Raw genomic sequence first — 12,234 nt, 5'->3', positions numbered from 1 at the left:
ATGGCCGCCGGGTCGCTGTCGCTGACCGGGATCGCCGCGGCGTGGAGCCCGTTGTGGCTGGTGTGGCAGCTGCCCGGAGCCCTGGTCTTCCTGGCCGCCGCGGTGGCCGAGCTGCAACGCACCCCGTTTGATGCGCCGATCGCCGACGCCGAGATCGTCTTCGGCCCGTTCACCGAGTACTCCGGGCTGCGGTTCGCCTTCTTCCTGCTCGCCGAGTATGCCGGGATCGTGGTCATGTCGTTGCTGTTCGCCGTGCTCTTCCTCGGCGGCTGGCAGGGCCCGTGGTCCGACGTGCTCGGGCCGGTCTGGACCCTGCTGAAGGGATTCGCCGTGGCGGTGCTGATCATCTGGCTGCGGGTGGCCTGGCCCCGGGTGCGGGAGGACCAGCTGCAGCGGTTCGCCTGGACCCTGTTGCTGCCGGTCGCGCTCGGCCAGCTCGCGCTGACCGGCGTCGGGGTGGTGGTCTGGGGATGAAGAACCTGCTCAAGGGTATGGGCACCACCGCCCGCACGCTGACCGGACGGGCGCACACGCAGGTGTACCCGCATACCGAGCCCGACCTGCCTGACCGGTCCCGCGGCGTGATCGCGCTGCTCGCCGACAACTGCACCTCGTGCATGCTCTGCGCTCGCGAGTGCCCCGACTGGTGCATCTACATCGACAGCCACAAGGAGACCCTCGAGCCCGACGTCGAAGGGGGCCGGGCCCGCCAGCACAATGTGCTCGACCGCTTCGACATCGACTTCTCGCTGTGCATGTACTGCGGCATCTGCATCGAGGTCTGCCCCTTCGACGCGCTGTTCTGGGCCCCCGACTTCGCGTATGCCGAGGGAGACATCCGCAACCTGCTCCACGACAAGGACCGGCTGGGCGACTGGATGCCGACGGTCCCGGCTTCAGTCGTGCCCGACGGCATCCAGCCCGGCACGAGCGGCCGGCTCGGCGCGACCGAGCGCACCGACACGCCGACCCCGAACGGCGCCACTGCCACGACCGGGAGCACTCCTGAGGCAGAATCCGAGGGCAGCACAGCCGCAGGCAAGGGGGACGAGGAGTGAAGGGGGGCGACGAGTGAGCGGACTGGACGTCCTGTTCTTGGGCGTCGGTCTGCTCACCGCAGGTTCGGCCCTGCTCGCGGTCACCTCCCGGGTGGTCCTGCACGCCGCACTGTGGCTGGTGGTCGCCCTCGGCGGTCTGGCCGGCTGCTATCTCGTGCTCGGCGCTGAGCTGGTGGCTCTGGTGCAGCTGTTGATCTACGTCGGCGCGGTCGTGGTCCTGGTGCTCGTGGCGCTGATGCTCACCCGACAGGGCAGCGTGTCGGTCAGCACCTCGCGCGGTCATCGGCTGCTGGCCGGCCTCGTCGGCGCCGGGGTCGCCGTGCTGCTCGGAGTCAGCCTGACCGCCGTCGTCGGCTGGTCCGCCGTCGACCTGCGCGGCCCGAGCAGCGCCGACATCGGCGCGCAGATCTTCGGCACCTGGGTGTGGCCCTTCGAGCTGCTCTCCCTGCTGCTCCTGCTGGCCCTGGTCGGCGTGATCGCGGTGGCCCGCGGCGCCGGTGCCACCGAGGACGCCGCGATGGCCGCCGAGACCACCGGCGCTGATGCCGACCCGGCAACCGCCGCCACGGCCGACCTGGATGCCGGCCCGTGATCAACCCCGCCCTGCCCATGCTGCTGGCCGCGGTGCTCGCCGGCGCCGGCTTCTACGGCGTGCTGGCCCGGCGCCACGCCGTGCTGATGCTGATCGGTGTCGAGCTGATCCTCGCCGCGGCCGGACTCGTCCTGGTCACCGCCGGACAGACTGCCCCCGACCCGCTGGCCACCGGCCCGGTCCTGACCATCTTCGTCATCACCATCGCCGCCGCCGAGGTCGTGCTCGCACTCGCCGTGATCATCGCGCTCTACCGCGCCCGGGGCCACGTCGACCTGCAGGCCGACCGGAGCGCCTCGTGAGCCCCGCCACCACCGCGGGCCCGAGGGTGAGCGGGGTGAGCGACCTACCCCTGCCCGACCTGCCGGAGATTCCCTTCCTGGACCTGCTGCCCCGGATTCAGGACATGCCCGGCACCCCCGCGCAGTATGCCGTGGCGCTGCCCCTGCTGGCTGCGCTGCTCGCCTTCGCCCTCGGCCGGCTCTCCGCCCGGGCCGCTGCGTGGCTGGTCGTCACCTCCTCGCTGCTCACCCTCGCGGCCACCGGGTGGCAGCTCTACGGCGTGAGCAACGACCAGGTCGACGGACGGCGCACCTCCAGCACCATCGACGCCCTGCCGCTCGGCGAGCTCGAGGTGCCGCTCGGCCTGGTCGCCACCGAGCTGACCGCGGTGATCGCGATCACGGTGGCCCTGGTCGCGCTGATCATCCAGGTCTTCGCCCGGTGGTATCTCTGGTACGACCCCCGCTACCGCCAGTTCGCCGCCACAGTCGCGCTGTTCACGTCCGCGATGATGCTGGTGGTGCACTCCGGTGACCTGATCCTCACGCTGATCGGGTGGGAGGTGATGGGCTGGTGCTCCTACCTGCTGATCGGGCACCTGTCGGCCAAGGCCGGCGCCCGCCGCGCCGCCGGCAAGGCGCTGCTGGTGACCCGGGTCGCCGACATCGGCTTCGTGCTCGGGGTGATCGCGCTGGCCGCGGGAGCGGGCAGCACCTCGATCGAGACGGTCGTCGCGCACTGGGAAACCCGGCCCGGTGCGGGGCTCACGGTCGCCATGCTGCTGCTGATCACCGGGATCGCGGGCAAGTCGGCGCTGATCCCCTTCCAGGACTGGCTGCCCGACGCGATGGAGGGCCCGACCCCCGCCTCGGCGCTGATCCACGCCGCCACCATGGTCGCCGCCGGCACGGTCGTGCTGGCCCAGCTGTTCGCGCTGCTGCAGGCCAGTGACACCGCCCGGATCACCCTCGCACTGCTGGCCTCGGTGACCACGCTGGTGGCCGCGCTGCTGGCCTTCGCCCAGCCCGACCTCAAGCGGCTGCTCGCCTGGTCGACGGTCAGCCAGGTCGCGCTGATGCTGGCCGCGCTGACCGCGATCCCGCTCGGCCAGGGTCCGGACACCGCGGTGCTGCACCTGATCTCGCACGCGGTCTTCAAGGCGCTGCTCTTCCTGACTCTGGGCTGGCTCTCGGTGCTCACCGGCGGCACCCTGGTCGCGTATGCCGTCTCCGGGGTGCGGCGCTACGGCGCGGTGCGCCGTCCGCTCGGGATGGGCCTGCTCGCGCTGGCCGGGGTCCCGCCGCTGGTCGGCTTCGTCTCCAAGGAGCTGATCCTGGCCGCCGCCGAGCAGGGCGTGCAGACCGCGACCGGTGGCCCGGCGCTGGTCGTGCTGGCCGCCGTGGGCGCCGGCACCCCGCTGACCGCGGCCTACTGCATGCGCGCCTGGCTGATCCTCAACCGGCCGCTGAGCATCGGGCACCCGCCGCGCCGCGGCGACGAGCGGCTCGACGACTTCTTCTCCGAGCCCGCGGTGGTGCAGGAGGCCGCCGGGACCGAGGAGGCCGAGGCCGCGATCTCGACCTCGGCCCGCGTCGGCGTCACCACCCTGGCCCTGCTGACCCTGCTCGGCGGTGTGCTGCCCTTCACTGGACTCTTCGACATCGAGTCGGTGCTCGAGGTCAACCTCCCGCTGCTGGTGACCTCGCTGCTGCTCATGCTCGCCGCGGCGCTCGCTGTCGTCGTGGCGGCCCGAGGGGTGCGCACCCGTGACGCCGCAGCCCGGCTGCCCGCCGCGCTGAGCCTGTCCGCCGAGCGCGGCATGGGGGCCGACACGGCATACCTGATGCTCGTGGCCCGGCCCACTCTGGCGCTCGCCCGGGGGATCACCTGGCTGGACCGGGAGATCCTCGACGGCTACGTCCGCGGCGGCGGGTATGCCGCGGGGCTGCTCGGCCGGGGCGGTGACCGGTGGAGCCCGGTGCGGCCCACCGGGGCGCTGGCCCTGGTGCTCACCGGAGTCCTGGTGCTCGCCGGTCTCGGATGGGTGGTGACATGAGCTGGCTGCTGCTGGCCCTGCTGCCACTGCTGCTGATCGGCACCACCCTGGTGGTCGCCGACCGCGCGTCCGCCGTGCCGGCTCCCGAGGTCGTCCAGGGACTGTCCCTGCTCGGAGCCGTCGCCGCAGCGGCCGGAGTCGTCGGCACGGTCTGGGCGCGGCCGACCCTCGACGTGTCGTGGATCCCCGCGCTGGGGGTGCGCCTGGACCTGGCCGTCGACGGGATCAGCGCACCGTTGCTGCTGCTCACCGCCGGGGCGGGGCTGGTCGCCACGGCCCTGCGGCATACCGTGTCATCGGGGGCGCCGGAGGAGCCGGACCGCACGGCACCACTGGCCCGCACCGGGGTGCCCGGGCTGGCGACCTACCACGGGTGTCTGCAGCTGGTGCTGCTCGGCGCCCTGCTGACCTTCCTGACCCGCGACGCGGTCGTGTTCTTCGTCGGCTTCGAGCTGGTCCTGGTGCCGATGTGGGTGCTGGTCTCGCGGCACGGCGACCCGGGTCGGGCAGCGGCCCGCGACGGGGCGGCGCTGCGCTTCCTGCTGGTCACCGCCACCGGGTCGACGCTGATGCTGGTCGGCATCCTGGCCATCGGCACGGCCACCGGCAGCACCGACCTGGACCGGTGGGCGCAGCTCGCGGGCAGCTCGATGGGCAGCGGCCAACAGGCCGTGATCGCCGGGCTGATGCTGCTCGGCCTTGGCCTGAAGGTGCCGATCTGGCCGCTGCACACCTGGCTGCCGTGGGTGCACTCGACCGCGCCCACCGCGGGCTCGGTGCTGCTGGCGGCGGTGCTGCTCAAGATGGGCACCTACGGCATCGTCCGGCTGGTCGTGCCCGCCGTCCCCGACGGCTTCGCCACCCTGTCCCCGGTGCTGGCCGCGTGCGCGGTCACCGGCATCGTCTGGGCGGGGTTGGCCTGCCTGGTCGAGCGTGACCTCAAACGGCTCATCGCCTGGTCCTCGATCGCCCACCTCGGCTTCGTCGTGCTCGGCCTCGCCACCGGGACCGCCACCGGGTTGCAGGCCGCGCTGTTCGGCAACATCGCGCACGGGGTGATCTCGGCGCTGCTGTTCGTCGTGGTCGGCGGGCTGAAAGAGCGGTGGGGCTCGGCCGACCTCACCGTGGCCCGGGCCGCGCTGCGCGAGGTCTCCCCGCGGTTGGGCTTCGCCCTGGTCGTCGGCATGGCCGCGTCGATGGGGCTGCCCGGGCTGGCCGGGTTCTGGGGCGAGTTCGCCGCCGTCTACTCCGCGTGGTCGCCGGCGGCAGACCGCCCGACCGGATGGTTCCAGCTGTATGCGGTGATCGCCGCCGTGGGTGCCGCGATCGCCGCCGCGTATGTGGTGCGCGTGCTGCGCGAGGTCTGGATGGGCGAGCGCACCACGCCGGTCGTCAGCGACGCCGACCGCCTGGAGACCGTGCTGGTCGGGGTCCTCGCGCTGGCCGTCCTCGCGCTGGGCCTCTACCCCGGCCCGGTGCTGGAGCTGACCGCACCCGTCGTCGACACGCTGCTCGCCGCCGGTGCGGGAGCGCGCTGATGATCGACCTGCAGCTCTCCGTGCTCGGGCCGGTGCTGGCACCCGCCCTGGCCGCCGTGGCCGTGCTGATCCTCGACATCGCCTGGCCGCGGGCGCGCACCGCCCACCTGGTGCTCGTGGCCCTTGGCCTGATCGGCGGTGCCGCGGCAACGGTGCCCGGAATGCTGCAGGGGCCGGGGGAGGCGCGGACCGCGCTCTGCCTGCCGGACGGTCCCTGTCTCTACGCCGCCGGGTCGCTGGCCTCCGGGCTGCAGGCCCTGGCCCTGTTGGCCGGACTCGTGGTGCTGGTGCTGGCCTGGGCCGACTGGTCGCACGGCGAGGGCGGGCGCAGCGCGGTGATCGCCGCGCTGGTGCTCGGCGCCACGGCCGGCGTGCTGGCCGTCCCGGCCGCCGCCGACCTGGCCTCGCTGCTGGTGGCGCTGGAGCTGGCCACCCTGCCGACCGTGGCCCTGGTGGCGCTGGAGCGCCGGGCCTCCCGACAACCGTTGGCCATCGACGGGGCGGTGGCCCTGCTGACCACCTCGCTGGTCTCGTTCGCCCTGTTGGCCCTCGGGGTGGCGCTGTGGGTGTCTGCGACCGGCACCGCGGTGCTGTCCGGTGACGCGGTAGCGCAGGCCGCTGCCGACCCTGCCCGGTTGACGCTGTTGACCGTGGCTGCGGTGCTGGCCCTGGCTGGGATGGGGTTCAAGCTCTCCGCCGTGCCGTTCCACGCCTGGACCCCGCTGACCTACGCCGGTGCCGCGCTCCCGGTGACGACCTACCTGGCCACCGTGTCCAAGGTCGCCGCCCTCGGCGGGGTCGTGGTCGTCGTGACCGCCCTCGGCGGGGCCAGCGGCACGAGTCTGCTTGCCGTGGCCGTGTTGGCGGCGCTGAGCATGACGGTCGGCAACGCGGTCGCCCTCGTGCAGACCAACACGGTGACCCTGCTCGCCTGGTCGACGGTGGCCCAGGCGGGGTGGGTGTTGCTCCCGCTGGTCAGCCTGTCCTCCCGGGCCACCCGGGCGGCCGGGGGTTACCTCGCGGTGTATGCGGTGGCGACTCTGCTCGCGTTCGTCGTGGTCATCCTGGTCGCGGCCCGCACCGGTGTGCGGCTGGAGGACCACCGCGGGCTGCTGCGCGACCGGCCCTGGCTGGGGCTGCCGCTGGCGTTCGCGCTGCTGAGCCTGGCCGGGCTGCCGCCGGCCATCATCGGCCTGGTGGCCAAGATCGTGGTGATCCGGCCCGTGGCCGGGGAGGGCTTGTGGTGGCTCGCGGTCATCGCCGCCCTCAACGTCGCGCTGGGCATCGCGGTCTATCTGCGCTGGCTCGGGGTGCTGGCCGCCCGGCCCGAGGCGGTCGACGCGCTCAGCGAGCCGGCAAGCGATGCCGGTGAGACGGCATACCCCCGGGTGCCCTGGCCGCACGCCGCCCTGGTGGGGCTGCTCACCGGTCTGCTGGTGCTGGGCAGCATCTCTCCGGTCGGCGTCTTCTGAGGCGTCCGGGTCTGCCCCGGTGACTCCCAGCCACTGCACAGCCGGCCTCCGGAACACCCGATCTGCGCAGGGCGTTTGACCAGACATGCACAAGCACTACAACGGCCTCAAGACGGCCCTGCTCTTCGGTGGCATCTGGGCGGTTCTGCTCGGGATGGGCGCCTTGGTCGGGGGCGGCCGCTTCATCTGGCTGTTCGCGCTGATCGGCGTCGGCACCACCTTCTACGGCTACTGGAACTCCGACAAGCTGGCCATCAAGGCGATGCGGGCCTACCCGGTGACCGAGGCGCAGCAGCCGCAGATGCACCGCATCGTGCGCGAGCTGTCCCAGCGGGCCGACCAGCCGATGCCGAAGCTGTTCGTCAGCCCGACGGCGGCGCCCAACGCGTTCGCCACCGGGCGCAACCCGCAGAACTCGGCCGTCTGCTGCACCGAGGGCATCCTGCACCTGCTCGACGAGCGGGAGCTGCGCGGGGTGCTCGGGCACGAGCTGATGCATGTCTACAACCGCGACATCCTTACCTCCTCGGTGGCCGCGGCGATCGCGGGTGTGATCACGTCGGTGGCCCAGATGATGCTGTGGTTCAGCTTCCTGGGCGGCAACCGCGGGGGCGGCGGCAACCCCTTCGCCATGCTGGCGATGGCCCTGTTGGCCCCGTTCGCCGCGACCGTGATCCAGCTCGCGATCAGCCGGACCCGGGAGTTCGACGCCGACGAGGACGGTGCTGCGCTGACCGGTGACCCACTCGCCCTGGCCTCGGCGCTGCGCAAGCTGGAGCAGGGCACCCGGGCTGCTCCGCTGAAGCCCGAGCCCGCGCTGCAGAACGCCGCGCACATGATGATCGCCAACCCGTTCCGCTCCGGCGACGTCAAGAGCCTGTTCGCCACCCACCCGGCGATGGATGAGCGGATCAGCCGCCTGGAGACCATGGCCGGCGGCCCCCGCCGCTACTGAGTGGCTCGACGAGGAGGCTCATCTCGGCGGACGTCCCAGCCGGACCTCCACTGGTGCACGATGCCGCACACTCATGCATTGCGCGCGCAGTGCATCAGTGATCCAGATCGTGCACCAGTGCCCCTTGTTCGCCAGGGGATCCACCAGGGGCGCCCGAGTCTCACTCCGGGAGGCTCAGGGCCTCCTCGGCCAGGGCGACAACGGCGACCTTGTGGCCCTTGTCCAGGGTGATCAGGTAGATCGGCACGGTGTAGACACCTCCGGAGCCGTCCACCAGCTGGCCTGTGGAGAGCGTCGCCGACGTCGCCGTGGCGATCCGCCCCGGGACCGGGATGGGGTCGCCCGGCTCTATGGGCGTGGTCTCCGTCCAAGTCTGCGTGGACCACTCGCCCCCCGAGACTCCGTCGGGGCGAATGGGCAAGCGACCGAGGATGGGGTCGTTGGCTCGCTCGACCGCCTCGACCGGCGAGATCACCGGATACAGCCCGAGCGAGACCTCGCGCCGGAGCAGGACATTGGCGGAGATCACGCCCTCGGCGCGCAGGCCCACGTCCAGGGTGATCCGCTCGCCGTCCTGATTCTTGCTCGTGGCCGAGACCCAACCCTCGGGCATCCCCTGTTCGTGGGTCTCGAACTGCAGCCCGGCCGGGTCCAGTCCCAGATCCGCGGCCACCTGCCGTGCCATCTTCTCCGCGTCCGCGGTGCTGACCGTGTCCCTCGGGTTGGGCAGGCAGTGGTCGGGGTCCAGATCCCCGAACGGGTCCGGCTCCGGCCCGGACCAAGCGGCCATCTCCTCGGCCATGGCAGCGCACCCCGGGCTGAGATACATGTTGTCGTAGGACAGGTTCAGGCCCGATGCGTCGCGGTAGGAGTTCACGGAGCGACCGTCCTGCTGGATCGAGCGCCAGTCCTGCTCACCGGTCACCGAGCCGGAGATGCCCATTCGCTCGGCGATCTCCTTGAGCTCGGCCTCGATGTCGAGGTTAGCGGGACGCTGGGACAGCACCTCGGCCTCGCCCCCGGTGTCGGTCGACAACGTGTCACCAGGCACCAACCGCAGCGGTGCGCCGCCCATGCCCGTGTCGCCTTTCAGAGTGAGCGAGTCCTCAAAAGCCTCGCCGGGCATCCCGCCGAACCATCCGAACGACTCTGCACCCTCCGGCCCCGGCGCGTTCTCGACGTCCTGGCCGTTGCCGGCGGAGTCCGTGCCGGCCTCATCGCCGTCCGCTGAGCTTGCTGCGGCAGTCACACGCTCATCGGCACGGCTCTGGCCGAGGGCGTAGCCACCAACCCCCACCACCAGGGCGGCGACGCAGGCGACCGCGAGGTATGCGGTGCCCCGGCCGAGTCGTCCGACCGTCCGGCCCTCCCAGCTCACCTCGTCCGCTCCGCTCTCATCGGCGATGGCGCGGTCCACGGACGATCGGAGCTGCCAAGGATCGACGCGCGACCCACGGGCCGGGTCGGCGTCGCGCAGGCGGCGCAGCGCGTCGTCGTCATCGGTGCTCATGGTCTGCTCCTTCTGTGTTCAGTCGCGTGGCCGGTCGGCTCAGTCGCCACAGGCGTTGCGGAAGCGTCGGCGCGCTCGGGACAGGGCAGCTGCGGCCCCGCCCCTCGACATACCCAGGGCGGCGGCGAGCTCGGTGCCGTCCAGTCCCTCCCAGGCATGCATCATCAGCACCTGCCGTTCCCGCGGGCGCAGGGACATCAAGGCGGTGCGCAGCTCGTTGTCCTCGATCACGAGGTCCGCCGGGTCGGCCGATGCTGCCTGCCGCGCGAGGGCGGCGTCGCGATCGTCGTCGGGAAGCAGGGTGAGCACCGGCTTGCGGCGGTGGTTGGCCAGCACGAAGGACGCGGTCTTGTAGAGCCACGGCAGATCGAGGCCGGCCGGCACCTGGGCGCGCCTGCGCCACGCGACCGCGAACACCTCGGCGCTCAGGTCGGCGCAGTCCTGGGCGGGGGCACGCCGCACGAAGTAGCGGTGGACCGCGGTGGCGTGGTCGGTGAAGAGCGTGTCGAACCAGGCGCTGTCCCGTGCCTTCGAGGGGCTGCCGGAGGCAGGGTTCGGGGACGACCAGGCCATGGCGTCCTCCCGCCTCCGGCGCCTCCGGGCGGAGGCTCTTACCTCAGTAGTGTCGCAGCAGGCTCGTTTGCTTCACGCTCGAGCGGTCGACCTTGACCATGCCGCGAAACGACATGGACGTCTCTATCCGGTGAGAGTCAATCGATGAGGGGCGCTTCTGTCCGGGCCGGCCACGACGTGTCCTCGACCGGTCGGCCGCGGTCGTAGGCGGCGACCAGCCGGAAGGGTGACGCCGCGCGACTGTTGTCGTAGAAGTCGGCCCGGTCCGCGGTGTCCCTGGCCGTGGTGATGAGCGGCCACAGCCGGTCGTATCGCTGCCTGGTCTTCACCTCGGGGACGTCGTACCCGCCGCGACGAACCCGTTCGGCGACGCGGTGCACACTCAGGTCGACGGGGACCAGGACGACGTGCAGGTGGACCAGGTAGCCCAGGGCGACGGCCTGGCGCACGAGGGCGACCTTGCTGGGGTGGCTGAAGACGGTCTCGGTGATGAACCAGGCGCCGTCCCGCATCAACCGTTGTCGCTGTGCCTCGGCTGCTGCGGACGCGTCGTAGGCATGCTCGAGCTGCGCGTCCGGCCCGGCAAGCACGTGCAGGGTGGGTGTGCTCACGCTCCGTCGGGCAACCGTGCGGACGTGCCACCACGCACGACGACCTGCCCGTCATCATCAGCCTCGGACCAGGACTCACCGGCAGCGGCGAACTCGGCTGCGACGTCCAGCGCCGCGATGCCCCGGGCAGCCTGCTCATCCCAGGTGGCCCGGACGACGGCCTGCTCGCGCCCTGCCAGGGCGTCGTAGGGTAACCATTCAGGTGGCTGGCGCTGGTGTCCAGGGTTGTCCGGTGATGGCGTCGTGTAGGGCGGTGAGGATGTCGTCGCCGTGTTTGCGGACGGTGGAGATGTACCCGCGGATGCGGAGCCAGGCTTCGGCTCCGGTGGTCGCGCGGTGGCAGCCGGAGATCTTGAGCTGGGTCTTGACCGGGCGCAAGTCGCGTTCGCTGCCGTTGTTGGTGAACGGCACGGCGAGGTCGACGGTGAAGCGCAGGATCTCGGTCTCGCGGTCGCGGAGTCGTTCGAGCAAGTTGCGGGCCTTCGTCTGCTTGCGGACGGCGGCTCGGGGGTGTGCGGCGAGCCCGACGAGCACGGCGTGGCGGAACAGTCGTCGTGGCTCGGCGAGCAGCTCGGGCGGGATGTGGGCGCGGTCTTGGTCGCGGGCGGCGCGGGCGGCCCGGTTGAGCTCGGTGAGGGCGTCGCGGGCCTGGCCGGGCCAGATCTGGTCGGGATGAGCCTCGGCGACGGAGGTGAGCTCGCGCAGCAGGTGCGCCCCGCACAGCGCGGTGGCGTAGTCGGGGCCGTCGTAGACACTGAGCGCGTCGTGCACGGCGGTGCCGGGGTAGCCGGGGAGCACCCCGAACGCGTCGACCGCGTTACGCCCCCGGTTCTCGTGCAGGAAGTAGGCGGTGAGCAGGTCGGTGCGCGCCACGTGCAGCCACTTCTTGGCGCCGGCGACGTTGACGGTGGTCTCGTCCACCCCGATCACCGCGGCGGCCGTAACCAGCGCCTTGATCAGTGCCTCGACCTCGCCCAGCGCGTCGGCGGTGCGGGCGACCTGGGCGCTGACCCAGCCGGTCGAGGGAGTCGCCCCGGTCAGGTCAGCGATCAACTGTGCGGCCCGCTCGACCGGGACGTGCTGGAACACCACCAGGTACACCGCGACCTCGCGCAGGTTCGGCCCGTAACACACCGGGGCCTCGACACCGGGCGGCGCGGGCGCGGACGTGACCGTGCCGCAGCCGCAGGCCCGCTTGTGCAGCCGGTGCTCCACGACGCGGACCTTCACCAGCGGCACGTCACGGACCTGGCGCACGCACACCCCGGCCGGCTCGGCGCCGGCGAGCCCGGCCCCGCAACCGCCGCAGCAGACCGGCTCGTGCTCGATCACCTCGTCCGGGTCCTCGACCAGCTCCAGGCCCGCGCCCGGCGCCCCGGGCTGCTTACCGGGCTTGCGTGTGGCCGAGGAACGGCGATCCCGCTTCGGCTTGGCGAACCGGTCACTCGAGGGCGGCAGCGAGGAGTTCCCCGAGTTCTGACCCAGCCGCCGGTTCAGCTCCGCGACCTGCGCCGTGAGCGCCTCGATCTGGGCGGCCTGCTCGGCGACCACCACGAGCAACTGCTCGCGCGAAAGCTGCTCCATCCC

At 72.1% G+C, this 12,234-nt stretch carries 12 protein-coding genes; 8 read left to right on the top strand and 4 right to left on the bottom strand.

Annotation, left to right across the window (positions count from 1 at the left end; translation table 11 throughout):
• The 8 genes from ACR2FV_RS06485 to htpX form a co-directional block, all read left to right on the top strand.
• A partial coding sequence (locus ACR2FV_RS06485; protein ID WP_434014874.1) for an NADH-quinone oxidoreductase subunit H occupies positions 1–474 on the top strand: 474 nt, incomplete at its 5' end.
• On the top strand, positions 471–1,058 hold the full coding sequence (locus tag ACR2FV_RS06480) for a 4Fe-4S binding protein (RefSeq protein ID WP_434014873.1): 588 nt from the start codon (positions 471–473) through the stop codon (positions 1,056–1,058). The genes ACR2FV_RS06485 and ACR2FV_RS06480, both read left to right, overlap by 4 nt.
• Positions 1,059–1,071: 13 nt before the next feature.
• Positions 1,072–1,650, top strand: a complete 579-nt coding sequence (locus ACR2FV_RS06475) for an NADH-quinone oxidoreductase subunit J family protein (RefSeq protein ID WP_434014872.1) — start codon at positions 1,072–1,074, stop codon at positions 1,648–1,650.
• Entirely contained in the window at positions 1,647–1,952 is a 306-nt protein-coding gene (gene nuoK, locus ACR2FV_RS06470) for an NADH-quinone oxidoreductase subunit NuoK (RefSeq protein WP_434014871.1), read from the top strand. Before ACR2FV_RS06475 ends, nuoK begins: the two co-directional genes overlap by 4 nt.
• Positions 1,953–1,987: 35 nt before the next feature.
• Positions 1,988–3,988: an NADH-quinone oxidoreductase subunit 5 family protein gene (locus ACR2FV_RS06465; protein ID WP_434014870.1), complete on the top strand. Its 2,001-nt coding sequence runs from the start codon at positions 1,988–1,990 to the stop codon at positions 3,986–3,988.
• The gene (locus ACR2FV_RS06460) at positions 3,985–5,526 is read left to right on the top strand and encodes a complex I subunit 4 family protein (protein ID WP_434014869.1); all 1,542 of its coding nucleotides are present in this window, start codon (positions 3,985–3,987) and stop codon (positions 5,524–5,526) included. Before ACR2FV_RS06465 ends, ACR2FV_RS06460 begins: the two co-directional genes overlap by 4 nt.
• Positions 5,526–6,998 carry an NADH-quinone oxidoreductase subunit N gene (locus tag ACR2FV_RS06455; protein WP_434014868.1) on the top strand — a complete coding sequence of 491 codons (1,473 nt, stop codon included), beginning with the start codon at positions 5,526–5,528 and terminating at the stop codon, positions 6,996–6,998. The genes ACR2FV_RS06460 and ACR2FV_RS06455 overlap by 1 nt, the downstream gene beginning before the upstream one ends.
• A gap of 85 nt (positions 6,999–7,083) precedes the next feature.
• Entirely contained in the window at positions 7,084–7,953 is an 870-nt protein-coding gene (htpX, locus tag ACR2FV_RS06450) for a zinc metalloprotease HtpX (RefSeq protein WP_434014867.1), read from the top strand.
• A 160-nt stretch (positions 7,954–8,113) separates the two neighbouring features.
• Here htpX and ACR2FV_RS06445 read toward each other — a convergent pair whose 3' ends face one another.
• From ACR2FV_RS06445 to tnpC, 4 genes are all read right to left on the bottom strand, one after another.
• Entirely contained in the window at positions 8,114–9,463 is a 1,350-nt protein-coding gene (locus ACR2FV_RS06445) for a hypothetical protein (RefSeq protein ID WP_434014866.1), read from the bottom strand.
• Between the two features lie 39 nt (positions 9,464–9,502).
• A complete protein-coding gene (locus ACR2FV_RS06440; RefSeq protein ID WP_434014865.1) occupies positions 9,503–10,036 on the bottom strand; it encodes an RNA polymerase sigma factor in 534 nt (177 codons plus the stop codon).
• Positions 10,037–10,173: 137 nt separating this feature from the next.
• Positions 10,174–10,647: a zeta toxin family protein gene (locus ACR2FV_RS06435; RefSeq protein WP_434014864.1), complete on the bottom strand. Its 474-nt coding sequence runs from the start codon at positions 10,645–10,647 to the stop codon at positions 10,174–10,176.
• A 198-nt stretch (positions 10,648–10,845) separates the two neighbouring features.
• On the bottom strand, positions 10,846–12,231 hold the full coding sequence (gene tnpC, locus ACR2FV_RS06430; protein ID WP_434014863.1) for an IS66 family transposase: 1,386 nt from the start codon (positions 12,229–12,231) through the stop codon (positions 10,846–10,848).
• Positions 12,232–12,234: the final 3 nt, after the last annotated feature.

Origin of the sequence: Ornithinimicrobium sp., assembly GCF_051004135.1 — a bacterium.
In the GTDB taxonomy this organism is placed as follows: domain Bacteria; phylum Actinomycetota; class Actinomycetes; order Actinomycetales; family Dermatophilaceae; genus Ornithinicoccus.
The sequence above is the reverse complement of the archived record's forward strand: the minus strand, read 5'-3'. Positions and strand labels throughout refer to the sequence as shown.

Coding starts and splice junctions, on each gene's coding strand:
- ACR2FV_RS06480 (WP_434014873.1), top strand. CDS start 471: ATGAAGAACCTGCTCAAGGGTATGGGCACCACCGCCCGCACGCTGACC.
- ACR2FV_RS06460 (WP_434014869.1), top strand. CDS start 3,985: ATGAGCTGGCTGCTGCTGGCCCTGCTGCCACTGCTGCTGATCGGCACC.
- ACR2FV_RS06455 (WP_434014868.1), top strand. CDS start 5,526: ATGATCGACCTGCAGCTCTCCGTGCTCGGGCCGGTGCTGGCACCCGCC.
- htpX (WP_434014867.1), top strand. CDS start 7,084: ATGCACAAGCACTACAACGGCCTCAAGACGGCCCTGCTCTTCGGTGGC.
- ACR2FV_RS06445 (WP_434014866.1), bottom strand. CDS start 9,463: ATGAGCACCGATGACGACGACGCGCTGCGCCGCCTGCGCGACGCCGAC.
- ACR2FV_RS06440 (WP_434014865.1), bottom strand. CDS start 10,036: ATGGCCTGGTCGTCCCCGAACCCTGCCTCCGGCAGCCCCTCGAAGGCA.
- tnpC (WP_434014863.1), bottom strand. CDS start 12,231: ATGGAGCAGCTTTCGCGCGAGCAGTTGCTCGTGGTGGTCGCCGAGCAG.